General features: G+C 45.5%; 22 protein-coding genes. 2 read left to right on the top strand and 20 right to left on the bottom strand.

From position 1 onward, the window contains the following. Positions 1-61: 61 nt before the first annotated feature. The 3 genes from NST38_RS14255 to NST38_RS14245 form a co-directional block, all read right to left on the bottom strand. Positions 62-1,297 carry a cytochrome P450 gene (locus NST38_RS14255; protein WP_076249415.1) on the bottom strand — a complete coding sequence of 412 codons (1,236 nt, stop codon included), beginning with the start codon at positions 1,295-1,297 and terminating at the stop codon, positions 62-64. 214 nt (positions 1,298-1,511) lie between these two features. After that, entirely contained in the window at positions 1,512-1,799 is a 288-nt protein-coding gene (locus tag NST38_RS14250) for a hypothetical protein (RefSeq protein WP_076249416.1), read from the bottom strand. After that, complete coding sequence (locus NST38_RS14245) at positions 1,796-2,938, bottom strand: NAD(P)/FAD-dependent oxidoreductase (protein ID WP_076249417.1); 1,143 nt, start codon at positions 2,936-2,938, stop codon at positions 1,796-1,798. The genes NST38_RS14250 and NST38_RS14245 overlap by 4 nt, the downstream gene beginning before the upstream one ends. Before the next feature lie 295 nt (positions 2,939-3,233). On the opposite strand from NST38_RS14245, the gene NST38_RS14240 reads away from it, so the two are divergent. Further along, positions 3,234-4,049, top strand: a complete 816-nt coding sequence (locus NST38_RS14240; protein WP_076249418.1) for an AraC family transcriptional regulator — start codon at positions 3,234-3,236, stop codon at positions 4,047-4,049. Here NST38_RS14240 and NST38_RS14235 read toward each other — a convergent pair. The 9 genes from NST38_RS14235 to NST38_RS14195 all read right to left on the bottom strand — a co-directional run bounded on the left by NST38_RS14235 (position 4,046) and on the right by NST38_RS14195 (position 14,270). Next, positions 4,046-4,687 carry an HAD family hydrolase gene (locus tag NST38_RS14235; RefSeq protein WP_076249419.1) on the bottom strand — a complete coding sequence of 214 codons (642 nt, stop codon included), beginning with the start codon at positions 4,685-4,687 and terminating at the stop codon, positions 4,046-4,048. The genes NST38_RS14240 and NST38_RS14235 overlap by 4 nt on opposite strands. Positions 4,688-4,726: 39 nt before the next feature. Continuing rightward, positions 4,727-5,320: a DUF1349 domain-containing protein gene (locus tag NST38_RS14230; protein ID WP_051449725.1), complete on the bottom strand. Its 594-nt coding sequence runs from the start codon at positions 5,318-5,320 to the stop codon at positions 4,727-4,729. A gap of 268 nt (positions 5,321-5,588) precedes the next feature. Next, the gene (locus tag NST38_RS14225; RefSeq protein WP_051449724.1) at positions 5,589-6,833 is read right to left on the bottom strand and encodes an MFS transporter; all 1,245 of its coding nucleotides are present in this window, start codon (positions 6,831-6,833) and stop codon (positions 5,589-5,591) included. Between the two features lie 92 nt (positions 6,834-6,925). Beyond that, positions 6,926-7,957 carry a zinc-dependent alcohol dehydrogenase gene (locus NST38_RS14220; RefSeq protein WP_036608226.1) on the bottom strand — a complete coding sequence of 344 codons (1,032 nt, stop codon included), beginning with the start codon at positions 7,955-7,957 and terminating at the stop codon, positions 6,926-6,928. Positions 7,958-7,999: 42 nt separating this feature from the next. Then, entirely contained in the window at positions 8,000-9,307 is a 1,308-nt protein-coding gene (locus NST38_RS14215; RefSeq protein WP_338708741.1) for an aminotransferase class III-fold pyridoxal phosphate-dependent enzyme, read from the bottom strand. 37 nt (positions 9,308-9,344) lie between these two features. After that, positions 9,345-10,499, bottom strand: coding sequence for a glycosyltransferase family 2 protein (locus tag NST38_RS14210; protein ID WP_017688647.1), 1,155 nt, complete (start codon positions 10,497-10,499; stop codon positions 9,345-9,347). A 351-nt stretch (positions 10,500-10,850) separates the two neighbouring features. Beyond that, positions 10,851-11,417 (bottom strand): TetR/AcrR family transcriptional regulator, encoded by a 567-nt coding sequence (locus NST38_RS14205; RefSeq protein ID WP_036608234.1) that lies wholly within the window; start codon positions 11,415-11,417, stop codon positions 10,851-10,853. A 151-nt stretch (positions 11,418-11,568) separates the two neighbouring features. Beyond that, entirely contained in the window at positions 11,569-13,047 is a 1,479-nt protein-coding gene (locus tag NST38_RS14200; RefSeq protein WP_341344000.1) for an Lsa family ABC-F type ribosomal protection protein, read from the bottom strand. A 383-nt stretch (positions 13,048-13,430) separates the two neighbouring features. Further along, positions 13,431-14,270, bottom strand: coding sequence for a MerR family transcriptional regulator (locus NST38_RS14195; RefSeq protein ID WP_341343999.1), 840 nt, complete (start codon positions 14,268-14,270; stop codon positions 13,431-13,433). 139 nt (positions 14,271-14,409) lie between these two features. Here NST38_RS14195 and NST38_RS14190 point away from each other — a divergent pair, with 139 nt between their 5' ends. After that, the gene (locus NST38_RS14190; RefSeq protein WP_341343998.1) at positions 14,410-15,915 is read left to right on the top strand and encodes an MFS transporter; all 1,506 of its coding nucleotides are present in this window, start codon (positions 14,410-14,412) and stop codon (positions 15,913-15,915) included. Between the two features lie 157 nt (positions 15,916-16,072). Here NST38_RS14190 and NST38_RS14185 read toward each other — a convergent pair whose 3' ends face one another. From NST38_RS14185 to NST38_RS14150, 8 genes are all read right to left on the bottom strand, one after another. Continuing rightward, complete coding sequence (locus tag NST38_RS14185; RefSeq protein WP_341343997.1) at positions 16,073-16,456, bottom strand: hypothetical protein; 384 nt, start codon at positions 16,454-16,456, stop codon at positions 16,073-16,075. Positions 16,457-16,599: 143 nt separating this feature from the next. After that, positions 16,600-17,205: a pentapeptide repeat-containing protein gene (locus NST38_RS14180; RefSeq protein ID WP_341343996.1), complete on the bottom strand. Its 606-nt coding sequence runs from the start codon at positions 17,203-17,205 to the stop codon at positions 16,600-16,602. A 251-nt stretch (positions 17,206-17,456) separates the two neighbouring features. Further along, entirely contained in the window at positions 17,457-18,065 is a 609-nt protein-coding gene (locus NST38_RS14175; RefSeq protein WP_341343995.1) for a GNAT family N-acetyltransferase, read from the bottom strand. 32 nt (positions 18,066-18,097) lie between these two features. After that, on the bottom strand, positions 18,098-18,460 hold the full coding sequence (locus NST38_RS14170) for an Asp23/Gls24 family envelope stress response protein (protein ID WP_341343994.1): 363 nt from the start codon (positions 18,458-18,460) through the stop codon (positions 18,098-18,100). Positions 18,461-18,623: 163 nt separating this feature from the next. After that, the gene (locus NST38_RS14165) at positions 18,624-19,100 is read right to left on the bottom strand and encodes a hypothetical protein (RefSeq protein WP_341343993.1); all 477 of its coding nucleotides are present in this window, start codon (positions 19,098-19,100) and stop codon (positions 18,624-18,626) included. Next, on the bottom strand, positions 19,097-21,115 hold the full coding sequence (locus NST38_RS14160) for a S9 family peptidase (RefSeq protein ID WP_341343992.1): 2,019 nt from the start codon (positions 21,113-21,115) through the stop codon (positions 19,097-19,099). Before NST38_RS14160 ends, NST38_RS14165 begins: the two co-directional genes overlap by 4 nt. Positions 21,116-21,136: 21 nt before the next feature. Further along, positions 21,137-22,066 carry an ABC transporter permease gene (locus tag NST38_RS14155; RefSeq protein WP_341343991.1) on the bottom strand — a complete coding sequence of 310 codons (930 nt, stop codon included), beginning with the start codon at positions 22,064-22,066 and terminating at the stop codon, positions 21,137-21,139. 16 nt (positions 22,067-22,082) lie between these two features. Next, entirely contained in the window at positions 22,083-23,000 is a 918-nt protein-coding gene (locus NST38_RS14150) for an ABC transporter permease (protein WP_017688654.1), read from the bottom strand. Positions 23,001-23,010: the final 10 nt, after the last annotated feature.

The following is a 23,010-nucleotide window of genomic DNA, read 5'->3' as shown; positions in this document are numbered from 1 at the left end:
CAGATCAAGACGTTTACGTCTGATCTGCCGCTTTTTAGGTTGTGTCCCGTATGATTCCTTCTCACTCCGCAACGATCTTCACTGGCAGATGGGTCAATGACTGTCCCGGAGCTGAAGTGGCCAGATTATTCTCCAGATCAAAGGACTCCACTGGTTCAATCCGAGCAATCTTCTCCACAAATGCTGTCAAGGCAATGCTTAGTTCCATTCTTGCCAGCGGGGCCCCTAGACAAAAGTGTGGGCCATTACCAAAGGTAAGATGTCTTTTGTTATTACGACGATGAATATTCAGCTCAAAGGGGTCTTCAAACATCTGCTCATCCATATTGGCTGCACTCATCCAGGAGATGACAACATCTCCTTTTTTCAAATCCACTCCGAGCAGTTGATTATCCTGCTTTACTGTCCGATGCCGCTTGGCATTATGGAACCTATAACGAAGCATTTCTTCCACTGCGAGCGGAACCCATTCGGGGTTCTGCCTGAGTTGGCCATACAAGCTCGGGTCATCGTAGAGGAAGGAATAGAACGTATTTGAAACCATATGACTCGTTGTCTCTATACCGGCTCCAAGCAGAAGCATGGTCGTGCGAACAACCTCATCCTCCGTGAACTTCTCACCTTCAACATCAACATTTAACAGATCCGTAATGATATCCTCACCAGGATGAGTCCGTTTATGAACCACAATAGGATACAGGAATTGATAATACTCTTGCGCGGCAGTTTGTTTTTTCAGTTCACTCTCTTCAGCCGTCTTTGAATTGATGGGTTGAAACAAAATATCTACCCAGTTCTTGAAGCGATGGCTGTCTGTAAGAGGGATGCCGAGCAGATCGGCCATAACCATCGAAGGTAGTGGAGCGGCCAACGCTTGAACAATATCAATCGTCGTATTTGGCTCAATATCGGCTACCAGCTGCTCTGCAATGTTGCGAATTCGTGGCTCCCAGTTTTTCAGACTACGAGGTGTAAAAGCAGCCGATAACAACGAACGACTTTTTTGATGACGGGGAGGATCGATACTTGATATGTTTAATTTGTCTGGAGGTGTGCCTTCATTGTTCTTTGCTCCAACGGCAATCGTTGTCCGGGTTCCTTCGGCTGAAAAATACTCATGATTACTGAGGACCTGCTTCACATCATCGTATCTGAACACATTCCAGGTGTCTGTATCTTCGTGATAGTACACAGGATGCTCGGACAGCATTTTTCGAAACCAGTGAAGTGGGAAAAACTCTTCAGATCTCGACTGAAACCCCGTGATGTCCTCAACACGTATCACTTCTTTATACATTTGGAATCCACCTCTCAGCATAGTTTCGTGATTGGTTACATGGGTACCTGAATTGACAGTTCAGCACCTGATTCCATTTTATACCATACGTTCATTTATTGATATAAACCATTTGAACTAAATCAGAAAAACCCCTTAATATAAGGGGTTTTCGTTTTATACGTATCGTATATTATTTCTGTTGATGTCTCAAAGAGATAAGCCATAGAGCCGATCAATCGCCTAGTTTCGCTAATGCTTCCTGTAGTTGCTCCAGTTGTTCAGACAGGGTTTCAATCAAGTTCTTCGTTTGGCTTGCCTTCTCCATTAAGATTTGCTCTTCAGAACTGTCTTCGGATACATTCCTGATTGGTGATGACTTCAATTCCGACAATTCGCTTTTGTATGTTTCTTGTTTCTCCAAAGCTATGCGCAGTTTTTCTTTCGTCGTACCAATCTGATGCTCCAGATATACGATGTCGGACGAGTTCGCTCCATCGGATACACGTTGTGAATAAGTCATGACTCACCTCTTTCAATTTCATCCATTGCTTTGCCAACAGTGTAGGGCTCAATATCGATATCCAGTTCCATGCCTAGAGCTAGTTTCGCCAGTTGACTCCCGATAAAAGGACCCATGGTCAGTCCAGAGGCTCCAAGTCCATTCGCGGTAATCAGACCTTGCCAGCCTGGAACAGCCCCCATTACTGGCAGAAAGCCAGGTGTGAACGGACGGAACCCAACTCTTACCTCCTGGAATGTGCTATTGGCTAGCCCCGGCGCCAGTTCCAGACCTTTATTCAAAACTTCCTGCATGCCCCCTGCAGTTACTCTTGTATCATAACCCTCCACATCATTTTCATGAGTGGCACCAATCACGATCTTCTGTTGATCAAAGGCCAGCAGATATTGATCAGAAGGTGGCATGATCACAGGCCAGCGGCCTGTATCCTCCCCATCCGTGACATGTAGATGCATAATTTGTGCCTTTTGATAATGCACTTTAAAGTGTATGCCGAGTGGCTTCAGCAGTTCGTTAGCCCATGCACCTGCACAGACAACGACTTCATCTGCCAGGAAACTCTGATCATTAACACTCACACCAATGACCCGATCCGCTTCGAATTGAAGCGTGGCGTCTCCATGGATCACTTCCGCTCCATTCCGCTGTGCAGACCGGATCAATGCATCGCGCAGCGCTCTTCCATCTATACGTGCAGCACCACTGATATGTACCGATTGATAACGTTCATCCAGTAGAGGAAAACGATCATGGGTTTCTTTGGCATCAAGAGGTGTAATGTCCCCAATCTCCGGTGCATCTGCTTTGCGAAGATGTGCCCGCTCTCCCATCTTGTTGATTTTATCCTCGTCCGTATGAATACTAAGCGCGCCCACTTGAGCATAACCGGTTTCCGTTTCTCCTTCGCCTTCAAGCTCCGCTATGATGCCAGGATAGAACCGCGCACCTGCCTTGGCGAGCTGATACCAGTCCTGATTGCGACGCTGTGACAGCCATGGACAGATGATACCGGCAGCTGCATCCGTTGCCTGTCCTATATCTTTTCGATCTACGATGATTACCTCTGCGCCATGTTTGGCTAATTGATAGGCTGTTGATGCCCCCAGAATACCCGATCCGACTACGATGACTTTCTTCATGTTTGCATCCCTTTCCTTAATCACTCATTCGTTATAGCGTATACCGTTTCGCATTCTGTTGGCAAGGCAGGCGTACTTTTAGATCCATAAATAGAGGCTGATCAGACTACAGTTCATACTCATTCATCCAATAAAGAATTGTTGAAGCATTTGTATGAAAACGTTTTATATATTGCCCGTCATTCAATTAAAATTATTCCATTTATGTAATATAATTCTTTCTAGGTTTCTTTTAACGCTGTAACCACGCCACTTACGCACATGATCCTTTAACGAAAAGAGGAATAACACGACGATGCCGAAACCTAGTATGGGGAATCCGCTGGATACCGATATGCCGCTCATGATTACAGGGCAAAACCAGTTGACCGTTGATGAATTGATGAATTGGAGCGACCATTCGCGGGATTACAGCATTGTACAGTGCATCGGAGGAACAGGGCGAATCGCAGCAAAGAATCATGAATTTTCGATCAAAAAAGGGACCGCTCTCATTTTGTTCCCGGAGGTAACCTACCGTTACCACAATCTGAGTGATTCATTACGATTTGATTGTCTGTCTTTCAATGGCTATTTATTGCCACGGTTCTTGCATACCTTGCAGATCGGGGAGCTGCGCGCCTTCAAGCCGGATGGAATGCTTCATATCCTGTTGCGTGAAATTACGTTGGCGCTGCAGTCCCGGCACAAGGATCAGATCTGGCACGTATCCGCATTACTGTACATGCTTTTGGTCAGATTAACCATTGAAGGTGAACGCTATAGTGCTTACGAACGTTCTGATGCCCGATTAAGATTGGATGAACTCATTACTTTTATCAAACAAAATTATCATCAGGATATTTCTCTCCCCATGTTGGCTGAACAGATGGACGTTACCGAGCAGCACCTCAATCGGATATTCAAAAAAGAATTTCAAATGACTCCATTGGAATATCTGATGCGATATCGGTTGTTGAAAGCCAAGGAAATGCTCATCGAAAATAACGCTACGACCGCTCATGAAATAGCCAAAGCCGTTGGTTTCAACAGTGCCAGTTACTTTGGATCAGTGTTCAAAAAATACGAAGGGATCTCCCCTATCGAGCTACGCAAGCAGTATCTGGATTAAAGCGCCTCCATATCGATCTCGGCCAGCGAGGATAACCGCAGTTCATGCATGGCGAATTCCAGACCACGCGTTACCTCGTTAGGTACGATGATACACCGAATACCTGCTGCATTGGCTGCCTTCAAGCCATTAGGTGAGTCTTCGAACACAATCGCTTCGGAAGCCTCGATCCCAAGACTCTGGAGAGCAAGAAGGTACAGTTCAGGTTCCGGTTTCACTCGCTTCACATCCTCGGATGTATGAACGACTGTGAAATAATCGAAAATGCCTAATTTCTGCAAGTAACCATGCACCCAGTCCCGTGTAGAGCTGGAAGCAACCGCAAGCTGAATCCCCTTCTCCCTCGCAGACTGAAGCAATTCATACACCCCTGGAAGAATGGAAGCCTGTCCCAAATAGACTTCGTATTTCTGTTCAGAGAGCAGTTTGATATGATCATGATCTATCTTTTTTTGGAGCGCTTGCTCCAGATACAGAAATGGATGAAACTCCTCAAAGGATGTCCCCACATTTTTCGACCATAGCTCCAGACCAAGTTCAACTCCGTGCTCTTCATAAATATCCCGAAACGCATAATACCAAGGTGTCTCTGTATCGACAATGAGTCCATCAAAATCAAATATAAATGCTTTTACCATGAACCTGTTCTCCCTCCAGTGATCGGCCAGGGGAGCGGATTAGAAACGTGCGGTCAAGTCCGGATGAGTAACGTTCACGGATAAAAAATGACACGTACAGCCCGTTCCAGTTGGCGACTGAACAACTAATCCAGCTCGAAGTTCCCCTTGTATCGGCATGCCGAAATAACGAATTAGTTTCCACTCATCCCCATCAGGTGAATAAAAGAATGATATGCAGCCCTCTACTTTGCGTATACGCAGATAGGGATTAGGTACGGAGACTTCAAACGAATTGCAATCATCGGATGAACCATCACGTGTCACTACCGACACGATGGTAGGCACTTTGCCATCATACTCAAAACAAATTTTGCACCAGTTAAGATCATCCGCCATCACCATCAGACATCCGGAATCATATTGATTTTTCATATCAACGGTTAATTGGGTTGTGATTTCGAAATCGCCAGGCACAGGCATGGACAGAAATGGTGCGGTTGCACGAATGTGCTTGCCCGCTGGATCTTGGAAAAAGTCGGTGTCCGCCTTCGCTTCCACCAGCACACCTCCCTGATCCGTATAGGACCAGATATCGGGCTCGTTCATCCAGCTCCATTGCTTCCGCGCTTCTGTTGTCATTACGTTAGTCATTTGTTAGCAGCCTCCCAAGTTAAAATATGTTCTAGAGGTAGTTCAAAAAGTCCGCTTTTGATTACGAAGGATGCCTAGTGGCATCATCAGCATCGAATATGGCATTCAGCCGAAATGTCCGTTGCTCACGTAGCTCTATCTACGCTCCGCTACTCCATTTCTAGCTTCATCCCATCTTCTCGGTACTGAAAACCGCTCTTTTTGAACATGCATTTACTAGTTTTTTTCTGTACTACATATTCGCTCCAGATACAGTAAACCCCTTTTTCTACATATTTTTGTAAGGTTCCAGCACTTGGGAGTGCTTTTGCGGATCTGGTAGGAAGAACATGATGACCATGAGTACAACATATAGACCAAGAATGACGCTGAATAACAGTGTTGGATTGTGATGGTAGAGCAGGCCCGTCAGGTAACCGGATGGAATGGCTGTAAGCGTCATGACGGTCTGCACGGCCGAGAACATATCGGCTTTCTCATGCGTACCCAATCGGTTCATCAGCAGGGAATCCCGGTACGTCTGCAAAATGAAGTTACCCGCAGCGAGCACGATTAGCGTGAGAAACAACATCCCTATATTCCCCACAGGGATCAACAGAAACAGAATGGCTCCGGCCGTGCTAAGCACGATAGAAAAACCAACATACTTTTCCTCCGAACGCCGTTTCAATCGCGGAATGATGACCAAATAGAGCAGCATGACGGTCACCGCAGTCACTACTGGGATAAACGAAATGACACGGTCATCAAACTTCAACTGTTCCTTGAAGAAAATGACCTGGAAGAAATTCAGCTGCAAAATCAGATTGGATAACACCGTGATCAGAATAATCGGAAAAAGTCTCCGTTTGTAGAACGATTTGCCAAACAGGCGCAGACTGGAACCCAAGCTCTGAAGCACGCGGGTTTTACTATGCAATCCCATAAGTTCCTTGCCGACCTCGGTCTCATCCGTGTATCGGTTACGAATGAAGAACATGGCGGTCATGAGGATGCCTCCGACAAAGTAAATGCTGGCGAGTGTAGGCACAATACCATAATCAGCAATGACCACCCCGGCAATAGGCGTGAGTACACCTGCCCCTGTAATAATCATGTTGAGAATGGCGAATACCTTGGATCGTTTGTGTTCCTCCACATCCTCTATGATCAGACAGTTAAAGGCGACCGTTACAAACTTGGATGTTGCATTCAGTAAATAAGCGATCAGGAACAGCCAGAAGTTCTGGGAGAAGGCCCAGATGAACATGGGAACACTCCAGGCAAGCAGATCAAAAATCAGTGTTGTTCGTTTCCGGCCCAGCTTATTCGTAATGGAACCCGCAAACAATTGAAAGATAAAGGCAAAATAAAGATTCACCGAATTGATTAAACCGATTTCTATGTCCGAAAGTCCGGCTTCCTTCATATATAAAGGAGCGTAAAAGAGAACGATCGTGCCCGGAATGGCCCATACCGGTTCGAGTAAAATGGAGTAGCGTGGATTCTTCGGCAAATCTTGAAGCAATTTCAATCGATATCCCTTCCTTCTGCGGTTTTCACCGCTGCGAATTCAAACTTCTCGCAGCGGCAAACCCGCTAATGTCTACATGCTTATCGTACCTCTTATAGGATAAGAGCTGTTTTGACCGAATTCATCGGCAACTTCTCTCCAGTATGCATGTCATAACCAATCGTTCCATTAAAGGCCTGTTCATAATCACTCAGCAGTTCCTTGGCTGTCACCATCTGTTCCAGTTCCGGGATGCTTTGGGCAAATTTCAGTGCCGTACTGATCATCGAGTGATTAGCCACTGCGCCAATGATACTAATGCCATCATTAATCACGGCTGTTGATTTGAACGTCACCTCATAGCTGTCGTCATATCCCATAGGAATAATTTTTCCGCCTTTGGCAATCAGCTCAAACCCTACATGAAGCTGGTTACCAACCGCGTCCACTACAATATCAAACTTTTTGTTATTATTGATCTCATATACTTTATCCAGCGTCAGATCCTGAGGATAGAACACATGATCCGCGATCCCTGAAGCGAACTCTTTGCGGTATGGATCAACTTCCGTGCCTACGGTAAGCCTTGCCAATCGTTTGCTAACTAGCTGACACAGGGAACCGATTGCTCCAGAACCGAGGACCAGTACAGAGTCACTTGGCTTAGTCCCTGCTTTCATGAACGTCTGAAGTACACATCCCAGTGGTTCGATCATCATGGCCGTTTCCCAACTCATGGAATCCGGAATGGCATAGATATACTTTTCGTCCCCAACAAAATATTCAGCAAAGGTTCCGTGTGTCGTCATCCCTACTTGATAGTCATCAAAATTCTCGCAGTAGATGAACAGACCCTCACGGCAGTATGAGCAGGTACCGCAAGATTGCGTGGGATCAACCAATACCCGATCACCGATCTTGAAACCACGAACGTCGTCGCCCACCTCAACCACTGTGCCTACGCCTTCATGACCAATGATCGTTCCTTTATTCGCCGGCACTTTGCCTTTGACAATATTCAGATCTGTCCCGCAGATGCCGGAACCATAGATTTTAATTTTTACCTGGTTTGGCTTTTGAATGGTTGGCTCCTCAATCTCCTGGTAAGTCACCTGTTTGAGATCCTGATATACGAGTGCTTTCATTGAATAATTCCTCCTAGTCGATTGTTGATTATGATCTATGGATTAAGCTTCAAACGTTTTCGAAAGTTGCATCGCATGAAGATGTTCCTGCTTCTGAATCTCTTTCCAGTCTGACAGGATCTGCAACAGCGCTTCCTCGACCCATAGCAATTCTTCCCGTGTATGGGCATCAGAGAAAATAAAGTATCCTTTGGTGAAAATGCCGAAGTGAGCCATTCTCTTCACCATGAACTCGCGGAAAGGATCGGTTTGGAAGTTATCTTCAGCCAAGGATTGAATGCAGAAGCTTGCATAAGTCCCTCTCACTTCCAATTGATCCGTCAATCCGAGTAACACAAGTTCAGATTCCAGACGATCCATGATCCGGGTTGCCGGATCACGCCAAGTCGGCCATACTTTCGCATTTTTCATTAATCGTTCACAGGCAATAGCTGCCGCGAGCGCTGTCGTTTCACTGGAATGGGCATTACTGAATCTGACCTGTCCTGACAAAGACATCAAGTGCTCAGGCCCCATAACCGCTGCGAGCGGTAAACCGTTGGCCATACCTTTAGAGATACAGAGCAGATCAGGCCAGATGTCATATTCTCCTGCTGTAGCCTGCTTGCCCATTCGAATACCGGAAGTTACCTCATCGAATATGATAATGATGTCCAGAGACCGACATAGGTTTACGGCTTCCTCCAGCGCATCCTTTTTCCACTCGTTGGGGCATAGAACAATACATGCGATATCCTCGGGAGACGCGGTAATCTGAGCCTCAATTCGCTCCGTAGTAGGCTTGTTAACCCAGATCGTTGAACGCTCGATATCCACCGGGATGCCACGTTCTTTCGTCTGGCCACCATAATAACCGTAGGCAGACCAGTCGTGCCACCCATGATAAGCTGTCGCAATAACCTTGCTTTTGCCACTAGCGGCACGGGCCAGACGCACGGCCCCACTCACTGCATCAGCACCACTCTTGGTGAAGCGCAGCGATGGATAACGACCCTCGAACCGCTCCAGAATCAACTCGGCACATTCAAGCTCGATGTCGGCAGGTAAAGAAAAGCTTGTCCCTTTTTTCAACTGGTGAATGACGGTTAATTGGACTTCATGTCTGGCATGGCCCCATGGCGCCGTACCCATGGCCATTTCGCAATCCAGCCATTCATTCCCGTCGATATCTGTAAATCGGGAGTTATAAGCCTCTGCACAACATACGGGTGTATGGCCCGGAAATAAACGTTCAGGTGCTTTGGCTAAAGTGCTGCATCCGCTCGGAATTACCTTCTCGACTTGTTCCAACCACTCCAGATTACGGGTAAACCGTACGGCACGATCGAGCGTGCTCTCTTTTTCTTTCACTTTAAGTACCTCCCTGTTTATTTTCGTTGTGAGTGAATTACCGAACTTTGGTTCCAGGCCAGCATCCATCGTATATGCGATCCATCGTGATCACATTGCCATACAGATCAATGATCAGATCCTTGGCTCGATGAGCATGTCTCATCTCAATCCAGTAGCGGTTCTCCAGCAAACGGGCGAAATTGTCCACCAAAAACAGTAACCGGTTCTCACTATGAATCAGTTCCTTGCCTAGTACCTGTGGCAGCCAGATGGCCCCATTGGAATTAAAGCGGTTTGAATAGTCCCGTACTTCGGCTACATTTGCAAATTCGGCTTCCTCCAACTTGGTCCAGAATGTATCGGCATCACTTCGAACCTCGGCAAGGTCAATCCCGACAATCGGCAGATGCTGGTATTCCTCTTGGCTTTCCAGCTGTGCTTTCAGATGACTGAAAACGAATGGCCATACATCAGCCTCGATTTGACCGCCCCACTTTTTCCAGAAGCGTGCCAGATTGTTCTTGCGGTTGAAGTTGCGGTGAATCCCGCTGCTGCGTTCCCAGTGATACGCTTGAATATTCGGGTTAATGACCGTATCGTATCCGGCAGCTCGTGCCCGCATCTGATAATCAAAGTCCTCGTATCCGTTAAAGAACTTCTCATCGAGGTTACCGATGGTCTCATACACCTCCCGCTTCATGCCAAACATGGCGAACACCACCAGTTGAACAGAGAAGGTTTCTTTCGGGATATCATCAGGAGATGCGTTCAGGAACAGGTGTCGGCCGATGGTGTCCGCAAAAGCAATGCCGCAATGCTGCACGCCTCCTGTTTGCGGATACAACAGAACGCCCCCAATCATGCCAATCGTAATATCGCTATCCAGTGTCTCTTTCATCATCGGTTGCCAGTTCGGTTGAAGAATGGTGTCAGAATCCAGGAAGAAAATGTACTCTCCCTTGGCTAGGCTCAGTGCGCTATTAATCGACACGGCGCAACCGAGTGGAAAATCATGCTGAAGAATCTCGATGGTCACACCTTCTCTTACTTCTTGCTTCAGTTTATCCAGATGTTGAAAGACTGCTGAGCCGGAACCATCGTTGATGAAAATAATCTGAGTGGATGGGCTTACCGTCCGGAGTAGCGAATCTGTGAACAGGTTCAAAATGTTATAGTCCTGGTTGACTGGCACAATAATGGTGTAAAGCATGGAATCCCTCCTGATTTGGGTTGATGGAATGAGTACATAAGCTGATTCGAACTGCACAATTGCTGGTGTTTCTGTCCGGCCCCCTCACTTGAATATTTTGTCTTTATTTGGTAATGATTTGAATCTACTAGAAATTTATATCATTTTTTGTAAACTGAAAATCTTAAATTCTGAACTCTGTTAATATTTGAATATGTGAGAAAATCATGTCTTTGCAGCTTGCGCACTGAGAAACGCTGTTGTGAACGCAAAAAAACACCCTCAAAGAGTCTGTGTATCTAACGATACAGTTGATTCTTTGAGGGTGTTTTCGTATTAAAATCTATTGTTTTTCATTGGATAGACCCTGACCTATCGCTGCTTAAATCCATGATAAAACGTATCCACCACAAGCGCAGGGGCTGCTTTTCTCGCGATATGACCACTTACAACCTGCTGCCACGTCAGGAACATGATGGAATACAACACATCGACAATCCAGGTTTTATCGAGATCGGAGCGGAAATAACCTTTCTGTTGTAACAGACCGACCGCGTGTAATACAGGTTCTCTCAGTTTCAGATCTGCTCCCTCAATCTCGGGATTATAGTTAATGGTGGTGTCATGAGCCAGAAAATAAATTTTGTCGCCTAATGGAATCAACGCCTCGATCAGCTCAGGTATGTACTTTTCACAATGCTCCTCATCCAGTTGGATTTCTTTCATGGTCTCACTGACCACCTCGATTGCGCGTAATCCGAGATATACCATAAGCTGTTCGCGGCTTTCCACGTATCGATGTAACGTAGCGATTCCGATTTTTGCAGATTCCGCAATTTCATTCATGGAAGCATTCGGTTTTTCAATCAGCAATTTGGTGGCCTCGTCCAAAATGGAATGGAGCCTGGTTTGTTTGATTGTTGTCATTTCCTTTTTCATTGGTATTACACCTCTTGGCGAATTAGTCTACAATTGATCTAGTCATCCATCAAATGATTGGATGAGATTATAAAATTATAGCATACTTCCTCACGAGTAATACTAAAAGCCGCCATTTGGCGGCTCTTAACATGGTTATCTTTCACGTTACTTACAGTTCGATGATTCTCGTTGCAATATTTGTACAAAATTCACGATCATGCTCTACAAAAAGCAGGGTTGGCGAGTATTCCAAGAGTAAATCTTCGATCTGCATACGTGAAATGACATCTACAAAGTTGAGTGGTTCATCCCAAATATGCAGATGAGCTTTCTCACTAAGACTTTTAGCAATGAGCACTTTCTTTTTTTGACCTGCGCTAAACGTTGAGATATCTTTCTCCAATTGCAGTCTGGAAAAATCCAACTTTCGAAGTATCGATTTAAACAGGCTTTCATCAATCCCCTGTGTGGCCGCATACTCAGATAAATGCCCTCCGAGATCGGACGTGTCCTGCGACACATACGAGATTTTAAGCTGATGATCCTTTCGGAAAAGACCTGTATAAGGGATATCTTCACCACAGATCAGTTTAAGAATGCTTGATTTGCCGGATCCATTTTTACCGTACAGGGCAATACGATCCCCTTTTTCAACCGTGATACTGACATTCTTACACACCGTATTGGAGCCGTATGATATCGACACATGTTCCAATTCAACAAGTTCCTGCTTGTGAAAATCCAGCTGATGAATCTGTAAACGTTCTGCACTCTCGATGTTTTTGAGAAGTTTGGATTTCTCTTGAATCGCAGATTGCTGCCTTTGTTCGATATTTTTGGAACGTTTCATCATTTTGGCAGCCTTGTGCCCAATATATCCTTTATCCACCTTGGAGCCGGAATTTTTCGTACCATTTTTGGTCTTTTCAACTTCATGCGACCATCCACCGGTCCGTTTGGCTGAATCGGATAAACGCTTGATATCCTTTATTAATTTCTCATTACTCGCAAGTTCAAACTGATCTTGCCTTCTTTTATTTTCCCACCAAGCGGAGAAATTGCCTTTCTGAATCTCGATGTTACTTTTATTGATGGAAAGGATATGGTCCACGCTGTGATCCAGAAAGGATCGATCGTGAGATACCAAAATAAATCCACTCTTGCTACCAAGATAATTACTGACGATTTGTCTTGCATGGAGATCAAGATGATTGGTAGGTTCATCTATGAGCAAAAACCGATTATCCTTCAGGAACAAAGCAGCCAGCATCACCTTTGTTTGTTCTCCGTTGGATAACGTATCAAAAGGCCGATACAACACATCTTCTGACACTTTTAACAGGTTAAGCTCGCGCACAACTTGCCAGTGCAGATATTCAGGATGAATCTCGCCGATGACATCAACGGTCATGGCTCCCTTATTTTCTACCTGGAAAGGAAAGTATTCAAAGCTAACATTCGCAGAGATATGTCCGCTGTATTCATATTTGCCAAGCAACAGATTGAGGAATGTCGTTTTGCCTCTGCCGTTCCTTCCGGTAAAACCCAATTTCCAATCGGAGTCCAACTGAAAACTGACATTTTCAAATATATTATCGTAACTGCCTTCATAAGCAAAGGTCAGGTTGGTAACGTTGATTAAAGACATGCATATCATCCTTTTTATGTGAAATATAAAAGTAAACTGACGGGATTTCACCATGGAACATGGCATGGATTCCCTCACTTTAATATTTGAACATAATCAGAATTTAGATTCGCTTATACAATAAAGAAACCTGGCGATAAACCACTCAGCGCCAAGTAGATCTATGCATAGGAGGACAAAGTGTCGGATTCTGATTAGTCATATTGTGAACCATGCCACTGTTCATGTTTGTTGACAGGTCCACATAAACATCCACAACCTCTAATTCAGTCATGACTCTATCCCCCCTTTGAAAGTTCAAAATTTAATACAGAAAACTTAACATGGAATACGATATGGGTCAAGACAGCGTAGCCTCGATCTCATCTTCCATCCCCGTACCGTTAAACCATTGTGTTTAATGGCTTACACACCTCTACGTAAATTTTGATGATGTACTCATCGGGATTACTTTCTGCAAAATAAGTGAGCAGGTCCAGTGCATACACATGTCCACAGACTTGCAGTCCCTCTTTTTCTATCTCCTCTTTCATGAGGGAATACGTCTCTGGCATGCTTTCGTATGAACCTCGATGATTCATGACGGCATACATCCCTTTTGGCTTAATCCATATCATTTCCCCTGGAATGGGAGCTTTTATTTTGTTGCCAAAGTAATCCGGATAGTATTCTCCTGCCTCATAGTGCTCCTGAGTTAAGATCGTCCATACCGGAAACTCATAGTCGATCATCTGTTCATCACAATGGGTCCTGTATTCAATGAACTTACGGAAGAATTCCTTATCCCCGTCCCCTTGCTCCAGTTGTACAGCAATAAAATACTCCAGCTCACATTGTTCGATATGCAGCCCTTCAGGAGAAGCATCCGTGGCTTGTTTCGTCATTTCTATTGCACCACTTAGCAGCTTTTGCATGCGTTTGATTCGTTGTTGTTCCAACTCAAGTGCCTTTAATTTCTGTTCAAACAGCTCAATTAACAATGGTGTATTCTGATTTTGGATAAACGACTTAATCTCTTGGAGTGAGCTTCCTGCCTTCTTCAGCACATGTATGACATCCAGCACATACGTTTGTTGCATACCATAATAGCGGTAGCCCTTGGCATTGGTATATTCAGGCTTTAACAGCCCAATCTCGTCATAATGAAACAAGGTATGTTTGGTCACTCCGCAGATCTTGGCAAATTCACTGGTGGTAAAGTGTTGTGCGTGATGTCCAGCCATCTATGGGCCCTCCATGTACATATGTAGTCTAAGTTTTATCAATATAAATGCATTATAGTGTGTAAAGAAAAGTTTGACTATAGGGTTACCCGATAGTTTAGTCTTGAATTGTAAGTTATTCATATCGTCGGAGGGAAACATGTCTAAATTCAAACGTTGGATGATTCTTGTTATTGTCTCAAGTGCACTATTACTCATTGTGATGGATATGACCATCCTGTACACAGCCCTACCCAGCTTGACCCATGATCTCGGTGCATCTGCTTCGGAGAAATTATGGATTCTGAACGGTTACTCCCTTGTCATGGCGGGTCTTCTTCCTGCAATGGGAACACTCGGGGACCGTCTTGGTCATAAAAAAATATTTACCTTGGGCTTGGTCGTCTTTTCTGCTGCTTCTCTTGCTGCTGCCTTTTCTCCAGTACCGGCTGTGCTAGTCATGAGCAGAATTCTTCTAGCCGTAGGTGCCTCCATGATGATGCCAGCAACATTGTCGATTATCAGAGTTACGTTTACGAATGAGCGAGAACTCGCACTGGCAATCGGCATCTGGGGTTCCATTGCATCAGGTGGTGCTGGATTGGGACCGATTGTTGGTGGACTGCTTCTTCAACACTTCTCGTGGGGTTCTGTGTTTCTGATTAACCTGCCCATAGCCATTATCGCGTTTGTATTCGCCTTGAAAATGATCCCTAAACATCAAGGGGATACCTCGAAAAAGTGGGACTTCACCAGTTCCATTCAGATCATGATTGCCATGGTCGGAATTATCTATTCCATTAAGGAATTCACAAGACGCGAAGGATCTCTCACACTCGCTATCATTGCTGCTGTTGTCGGTGTTCTGTCCCTGATCATCTTTATTCGCCGTCAGAATAACAGTCCCAATCCACTGCTGGATCTGTCCTTATTCAAAATCCCAAGATTCAGCACCGGCTTTATTACCGCACTGGTTGGCTTGTTTGCACAAATGGGTGTGCAATATATGGTCACTCAGCGGCTTCAACTGGTGGAAGGCATGTCACCTCTTCAGGCTGGACTATTCACCGTGTCCATACCTGTTGCAGCACTCATCGCCGGACCTGTTACGGGGGCCATTATGCACCGTGTGGATGTTGTATATATCAAAAGCTTCACTCTTTTCATCGCTGCCCTTGGCATGGGGACGTATCTGATGTATTTCGATGCTGGGTTCACTGGGCAGATTATCGGTTTGGCACTGCTTGGTGCAGGTCTTGGATCAGGGATGACCGCTGCATCACATTCCATTATGAGTTATGCCCCACCACACAAAGCGGGTATGGCCGCTTCCATTGAGGAAGTGGGTTATGAGTTGGGCGGAGCATCCGGTATTGCAATCATCGGCAGCATGTCGACCCTTTTCTACACACTCGCTATGAAGATCCCTGTGGGAATTAGTGTGCCAGCCAATGCGAAAGACAGTCTGGATGAAGCACTTATCGCTGCCGAAAGCTTGCCTACTGCGTCTGCTGAATCGCTCAAAAATGCCGCCTTTGCTGCATTTGACCAATCCTTCTTTGTTGTCATTGCAGGTGTGACCGTATTTCTGTTCATTGCTGCTCTGATTATGAGTTTGGTTGCTGTGCGATTGAAACGAACCCACAAGCACAGCGTTAAAACGTAATCAAATTCATTTCATGAAACAAAGCGAGGTATATACGAAATATGTCAAAAGAAGAGGATTAACTCAATTAAATTCACATCAAAAACCACTACCTGATTTGTTTCAGGTAATGGTTTTTGATATGCCTGATAACCGAAGCTTACCACCATGCGGCACCTCACGGAAGGTAGGCATCCTCTACCTCAACTTTTCGTTCATTCCCCATCGCAATGTATCTTACGTTAATGACATTTCCTTTCTGAAAATGGGGAACATGTGTGATTGGAATATAAGTCTCTACAATTGTTGGGAAGGTGCGGCCGTCAACTTGGGTTACAGTCAGATCCAATCGCACGCCAGGCCTTCCATCCCTACTGGATGATGTCTGTACAATATCATGAATTATTGCTTCTGTTGGAATTCCGTCCATCAGAATGCTCTTGCGAAGGTGATGTTTCTCTTCATTGTTACGTAACAGTTTAAATGCCATAATCGTAGTGATCGTGCCTGTTGTAAGCCCAAAGACAATAATAGCGACAATAATAATTAATGTGACGGTCATGATAACCTCCCTTTTAGTTGAAACTTATGTTAACTACTTCTTGTTTAGATCTCTTATTCCTGCCAATTTGCTTGAATGGGAAAGCTTTAACGTCAAAAAAGCCGCCTTAAGGGCGGCTTCATGCTGTGTATGTTCAACTCAACTTAGTCTACTTTCGCACCATACGAGCGCACAAACAGAACGGCTTGTTCGCGATCCAAACGTACGCCTTTGATATCCAGTGATTTCAGATCGATTCCTTCCAGGTTAGCCCCTCTAAGATCGGCCCCTTGAAGCTTGGCTCTGCTTAATACAACTCGGGTAAGATCACAGTCTCTCAAATCCGCTTTGGTGAAATCCGTGTCCGTAAAGTCAGCCTCAAAGAAACGAATTCCTCTCAGATCCTGTTTCCCCAAACGCGTATGTCTCAGATTGGTATAGGACCAATCGCCGTGACTTAGTGTGATGCCATCCATTTGCGCACCTGAAAAGTCTGAGCCTGTCATCTTGCAGGAGCTAAATTTGGAAGCAAAGAGATTCGCACCAAAGAAGGTACAGTTTTCAAAAGCCGATTCCGTATGAATCGAACCATTCATGGAAGCCCCTTTGAAGTCACACTCGATAAAACGACAGTTACTCGTTTCGATTTCTTCCATAGAAGCGTTCATAAATGTACACTGCTTGAAAACACAACTTATGAGTTCTCCATAGCGCAGGTCACGTCCCTCAAAATGTACTGCTTCATATTCCTGATCCTTATATTGATACACTGGTTACACCCCACACTGTATATTTCTCCGTCTTTTTTCATTAAAAGAACTTTTTATACTATACCACACCCCTGTCAAGTACCTGCTTAAACACCCACAAAAGTCAAGTTACTTTTTTTATGAGAAAAATCTGAAGAACTAAAAAAGGGACGCATAAAGCGCCCCTCCAGCTCACACTTTTAACTGTTCCAATGTGGGCTTATATATGAAACTCTCCAGTTAACTGCTTGTTCTATTCCTATCAGAAAGCATTACACCAGTTTTTTGGACATCCTGTACAGGGATAACGAAGGTTTATTGATTTCCCCTACTCTCTGGTATCCCAAACGCTCGTAGAGTTTAATAGCTAGTAGGTTTTCCTTTTTAACCGTAAGTGAGGATTTGGACAGACCTTGTGTTACAGCTTGCTCCTCAGCAAAATGAATGAGCTGTGTCCCTACACCAAGTCCTCTGCTTTCAGGCAACGTAGCCAATGTCCCGATGTGGTACTCGTCGTTCTCCGCTTCTTTTAATGTCACCATGGAGTAGAACTCTTTCCAGTGTTGGAGATTATACTTAATCAGGCTCCATTTACGAAGTTCAAACAGTTTGGAGAACGTTGGTAAAGCAAGTTTGTTCATTATAGTGGTCGGATAACACATGATCATGCCCAGCGTTTGGTTACCCATTTTAGCTTCATAAGCATATTGGTGACTGAATCTATTCTGATTCGAACGCCATAACTTGTTAAATGTTTTTTCTATAACGCCTTTATCCTTGGTACCTGCAAGCGAATAGGCCATATATTCAAGTGCCATCTGATTTAGTTGCCCGCCGACTAATGATTGTGGACTGGCTTTTGTTATGGAAATCTTATTCATCGCTGTCACTCCTCTAGGTAGCTGAAATTGGATTAAAGCTTGGCAGCGGGTTGGTTAAATGATAACCCCTCAACGATCACATTCACCGTATCAATGGTTAATCCGGTCAGCTGTTCCACATGCAATCTCACATTGTTTTGCAATTCCCTGCAGACTTCATGCACTTTTGTTCCATAACAAATGACAACCTTTAAGTTTATCTCCAGTCTGGATTCTACCTTGCGGATAGCTATGCCATTTTGCAAACTTTTCCCGCTCCACTTTTTGGTGACCCCTTCTATAAGTCCTGTCGACATGGAGGAAATCTCACTGGTGGTATTCGCGATCTTGCCGACAATTTTGGAGATCACATCATCCGATATTTGAATTTTTCCCAAAACATTTTGAATGGACATCCTAGGTCCCCCTCTTTATACCTGCATTTTTGATAGATAATAATATCATTTAATATAAATATAAATCATGCAGAGTCCGATTTCAACTTTTGAATTCAGCCGTCCTCATTTCTACCTGTACATAGCAAAAAAACCGCGATCATCGCGGTTTCTTCTAGTCATACTATGGGAATTTTAATTGAATACAGACAGGAATATGGGAAGATGACTCGTCCTCTGTTCTGCTTTCTTCTGCTGCCTCTGTTTCTTCTGCTTGCACGATCCACTGCCTGCCAATTAACGATTGTAGCAGTTCAATCTCTTCTGCGGTCAGTTGAATATGCTTCAGAGACAACTCATCTTGAACGTAATCCCGATCCACCTTACGGTCAAACCGGAAATCGAGCAATCGTTTCAACCCGTTAATATGCAAAAACTTGAACTCATAACCTTGACGTATCGCCTTTTCCCAATCGTCTCCGATATCAGTTGCTGTCTGTAGTCTTTCATCAAAATCCATCGCGGATTCCTTAACCAGAGGCAACAACCGGGAAAAGTCTCGACGTTGTAACCATTCAATAATCACGTCTCCCGGCACCCCACTTGTCAGAACATTCTCTACAAGAAGCCCTACAGGAATGGACAGCTGAGTCCGACTCATCGCTCGCCCTCCTCATTCCCCAGGTACTGATTGAACCAGGCATTCACCTGTTCGAAGCTATCGATCCGAAGTGAAGGTTTACCGCTTTTCAGCAAACTGTGGTTGGAGCCCGGATAACGAATCAGTTTGGTCTTTTTGCCATATCGTTTTAGCGTAGTATATAATTCCTCCGCTTGCGCAATCGGTGTCCGATAGTCCTGCTCTCCGTGCATGATCAGAAGTGGCGTCTCAATGTGATGTGCATGGGCAAGAGGTGAACGGGACCACAGGAATTCAGCGTTTTCCGCCGGATTACCACCAATGACTCCCTCAACATAGGAAATTCCGATATCACTCGTTCCGTACATGGACAACCAGTTGGAGATGCATCGCTGGGTTACAGCCGCCTTGAAACGGTGGGTATGCGCTACAATCCAGTTGGTCATCACTCCGCCATAACTGCCACCCGCTACACCCAGACGTGATGCATCAAGGAAATCGTATGTAGCCAGGGCATAATCAACAGCTTCCATCAGATCCCGGTAATCTCCTCCGGCAAAGTCACCACGGCAAGCTCTGGCAAACTCCTGACCGTATCCCATACTTCCGCGTGGATTGATCCACAGCACAGCATAACCTTGCGCAACGAGTGTCTGCAACTCATGACTATATGTTCCCGTATACATTGCGTGAGGTCCACCATGAATCTGCAAAATCAGTGGCAGTTTCCCATTGGTGTCACGTATTGCCGGTTTGGCTAACCAACCTTGAAGCGGCCATCCATCGGAGGACTTAAACTCTACACGGGCTGGCACATTTACAGCCAATTCAGCCATGAATTCATCATTTCGCCGGGTGAGTCTGAACATTTCACCACTGTCGATATCCACGCGATATAACTCTCCAGGGTGTTCAGCAGTCAACGCAGCGATAACCAGCGACGTACCATCTGGTGTTAAGGTATACTGATACACATCCTTTTCACCAGCGCCCGTAACGGATTGACACGCCCCATCTTCTTGAATACGGTACACGTCCACATTCCCGTTATGTGTTCCGAGTACATATACACCGCGTTCCGGATGATGGGCATCCGAGATAGGAGAAGGTGACGCACCTGCCGACTTCATATCTCCAAGCGCCGCGTTACCCATCTGCATATCTAATTGAGGTGCGATTGGCCTGGGTATACCTCGATGAACGGGAACAGCGTATAAGCTGTTGTGGCTCCCGCTTCCATACTCACGATCACTGGCGATCAGAATCAGCTGCTGCCCGTCAGACGAATAGGAGAATTGGCTTATCGCCAGACTGGAATCCGTCACTTTGAACAGATCACTTTCTCCCAATCGAATGCTGTATACATCGGTAAAGTAAAGCAGATCCGCATCAAGTTCCTCGTCCTCTACTTGTTTCGAAATGAAAGAAAGCTGCTTGCTATCTGGCGACCATGCCGGAGCACTGATATTCCATAGCCCGGAAGTCACCTGCGTGATCTCCCCGCTTTTGATCTCATATACAAACAACTGGCTGTATTGACCATCCCACCAGCCAGCCCCTTCCGCCTTCGGCGTTGTACGCTCGAAGACTTTACCGCGCAGTACAGGTGCTGGCTCCTGTTGGACGTCTGCTTTCTTCTGTTGGTCCTCCGGTTGTACTTTGCTGGTAAACGCAATGTACTGCCCGTTCGGTGACCAGATATAACTTGAAATTTTACGTGCGGGAGATATCAGCATGACCGGCTCTTTTTGATCTGAATGGAGCGTCCATAGTCCTTTGCCACCATCCACTGACCGAATGAATGTGAGCTGTGTGCCATCCGGCGACCAAGCAGGTGAGGAATCTTTTGTTCCATCCGAAAGTGCAATATCTTCATCACCATCGAGGGAAATCCCTCGAATTTGCGTGTTATATTCGTTTTTATCCTGATCTATGGTCTGTTCCACATAAGCCACTTGTCCGTTCAGACTGATTACTGGCTGACTGATCCAACGATAATGACGCAGATCCTCCGGCATAATTGGTCTTTGGTTCATAATGATGGCTCCCTTCTCCGTTTATTTATGGGTTGTCTCCGTACGTGGATCAAGCACATCACGCAGCCAATCTCCAAGGAAAATAACACCGAGTACGGTAAATGTAATGGCTAGTCCCGGGAATGTAGCGACCCACCAGCTTGTAGCAACGTATTGTCTGCCATCACTGAGCATCCCTCCCCAGGATACATCGGGTGGTTTGATACCCAGACCCAGGAAGCTGAGTGAAGCTTCCATAATAATTGTCGTGCCGACATTCATACCGCAGATGACGATAAAGGATGACAGGATATTCGGTAGAATGTGTTTCAGAATCAATCTTCCATTCCTCGCGCCAATTGATCTGGCCGCATGCACAAAATCACGCTCTTTGATACTAAGAACCTCACTTCTTACCACACGGGTGAATGGAACCCAGTTCGTCACCCCGATGACAAAGATCAACGTTGTAATACCCGGGCCAACAATTGCCATCACAACAAGCATGAACAGAATAGTCGGAATCGCCATGAATGCATCACCTACACGCATGATTACGGCATCCACCCATTTCCCATAGAATCCGGATACCAGCCCCAGAATGGCGCCAATGATTCCTGACACAATTACGGCACCCATACCCACGATTAAGGAAACCCGGGCACCATATACAATGCGGCTCCACATGTCTCTACCCAGATTATCGGTACCCAGCCAGTATTCGGCCGTTCCGCCCTCAAGCCATGCTGGTGGTTTAAGTCGGTTAAGCGGATTAACCGCTGCCGGATCATGACTCGTCAATAGAGGTGCACCTATGGCAATTAACACAACCAACAATACAAGCACAGCACCAAACATTCCGGTCTTGCTGATGATCAGTTGTTGCCAGATATAACGAAATCCCGTTGGTGCACGCCCATTGTCTTGTTCCTGTTCTGTACCCGGAATTGGCATTTCATTGCTGCCTGTCATATGATTGCACCTCCTTTTAGTCGTATTTGATGCGCGGATCGAGTAGCCTGTAAGCTACATCCGTCAAGATGTTGATTACCACAACGATAAAGGCAATGACAAACACCGCTGCCTGTACAATCGCCATATCATGTGTGTTGACTGCAACGACCAGCAATTGACCCAGTCCAGGCCAGGAGAACACCGTTTCCGTAATCAAAGTGCCCCCTATCAGACTTGTAAACTGTAAACTCATAATTGTCACGACCGGTATCAATCCGTTCCGAAACGCATGTTTCACAATGACAACCATTCGGCCAAGCCCCTTGCTGCGAGCTGTTCGAATATAGTCCTGGTTGAGAATCTCCAGCATGCTGGAGCGAATCAGTCGGGTCATCTGCGCAGCCAGTCCAACGCCAAGCGTGAATGCAGGCAAGATCAGATGTGACAATCCTCCGCGACCGGATACCGGCAATACGCCCAGCATGACGGAGAACAAGAGGATAAGCATAATCCCCATCCAGAAGTTTGGCATCGCCTTACCAATGACGGATATTCCTGAAATAATGAGATCGGTAAACGTATTGCGTTTGACAGCTGAAATGACTCCAAGTGGCACAGCCATAAGTACAGCAAAAAACATGGCGGCTACAGCCAGTTCAAAGCTGGCAGGCAATCTCTCCAGCACAAGCTCTAGCGCAGGCTGATTGTAGCGAAAAGACTGACCAAAGTCTCCCTGTATCGCACTGCCCAGAAACTTCACGTATTGCGTATATAAAGGCTGGTCCAAACCAAGTGCCTGCGTCAAGACAGCACGATCTTCAGCGGTAGCCGTTTCAGGCAACATTAGCGCAACCGGATCACCGGTGACTCGAACCAAAATGAACACAATTAATGAAACAATGAACAGCACCGGAATGATCTGCAGTAGTGACTTAAGTACGTATTTGCCCATTCCTTGTTCA

Origin of the sequence: Paenibacillus sp. FSL H8-0104 (assembly GCF_038050215.1) — a bacterium.
Classification (GTDB): domain Bacteria; phylum Bacillota; class Bacilli; order Paenibacillales; family Paenibacillaceae; genus Paenibacillus; species Paenibacillus amylolyticus.
Note: the sequence above shows the minus strand (reverse complement) of the source record. Positions and strands in the feature narration are given on the sequence as shown.

Excerpts from the sequence above, each read along its gene's own strand:
- NST38_RS14255 (WP_076249415.1), bottom strand. The coding sequence starts at position 1,297 with ATGTATAAAGAAGTGATACGTGTTGAGGACATCACGGGGTTTCAGTCG.
- NST38_RS14250 (WP_076249416.1), bottom strand. The coding sequence starts at position 1,799 with ATGACTTATTCACAACGTGTATCCGATGGAGCGAACTCGTCCGACATC.
- NST38_RS14245 (WP_076249417.1), bottom strand. The coding sequence starts at position 2,938 with ATGAAGAAAGTCATCGTAGTCGGATCGGGTATTCTGGGGGCATCAACA.
- NST38_RS14240 (WP_076249418.1), top strand. The coding sequence starts at position 3,234 with ATGCCGAAACCTAGTATGGGGAATCCGCTGGATACCGATATGCCGCTC.
- NST38_RS14235 (WP_076249419.1), bottom strand. The coding sequence starts at position 4,687 with ATGGTAAAAGCATTTATATTTGATTTTGATGGACTCATTGTCGATACA.
- NST38_RS14230 (WP_051449725.1), bottom strand. The coding sequence starts at position 5,320 with ATGACTAACGTAATGACAACAGAAGCGCGGAAGCAATGGAGCTGGATG.
- NST38_RS14220 (WP_036608226.1), bottom strand. The coding sequence starts at position 7,957 with ATGAAAGCACTCGTATATCAGGATCTCAAACAGGTGACTTACCAGGAG.
- NST38_RS14210 (WP_017688647.1), bottom strand. The coding sequence starts at position 10,499 with ATGCTTTACACCATTATTGTGCCAGTCAACCAGGACTATAACATTTTG.
- NST38_RS14205 (WP_036608234.1), bottom strand. The coding sequence starts at position 11,417 with ATGAAAAAGGAAATGACAACAATCAAACAAACCAGGCTCCATTCCATT.
- NST38_RS14200 (WP_341344000.1), bottom strand. The coding sequence starts at position 13,047 with ATGTCTTTAATCAACGTTACCAACCTGACCTTTGCTTATGAAGGCAGT.
- NST38_RS14195 (WP_341343999.1), bottom strand. The coding sequence starts at position 14,270 with ATGGCTGGACATCACGCACAACACTTTACCACCAGTGAATTTGCCAAG.
- NST38_RS14190 (WP_341343998.1), top strand. The coding sequence starts at position 14,410 with ATGTCTAAATTCAAACGTTGGATGATTCTTGTTATTGTCTCAAGTGCA.
- NST38_RS14185 (WP_341343997.1), bottom strand. The coding sequence starts at position 16,456 with ATGACCGTCACATTAATTATTATTGTCGCTATTATTGTCTTTGGGCTT.
- NST38_RS14175 (WP_341343995.1), bottom strand. The coding sequence starts at position 18,065 with ATGAATAAGATTTCCATAACAAAAGCCAGTCCACAATCATTAGTCGGC.
- NST38_RS14170 (WP_341343994.1), bottom strand. The coding sequence starts at position 18,460 with ATGTCCATTCAAAATGTTTTGGGAAAAATTCAAATATCGGATGATGTG.
- NST38_RS14165 (WP_341343993.1), bottom strand. The coding sequence starts at position 19,100 with ATGAGTCGGACTCAGCTGTCCATTCCTGTAGGGCTTCTTGTAGAGAAT.
- NST38_RS14160 (WP_341343992.1), bottom strand. The coding sequence starts at position 21,115 with ATGAACCAAAGACCAATTATGCCGGAGGATCTGCGTCATTATCGTTGG.
- NST38_RS14155 (WP_341343991.1), bottom strand. The coding sequence starts at position 22,066 with ATGACAGGCAGCAATGAAATGCCAATTCCGGGTACAGAACAGGAACAA.
- NST38_RS14150 (WP_017688654.1), bottom strand. The coding sequence starts at position 23,000 with ATGGGCAAATACGTACTTAAGTCACTACTGCAGATCATTCCGGTGCTG.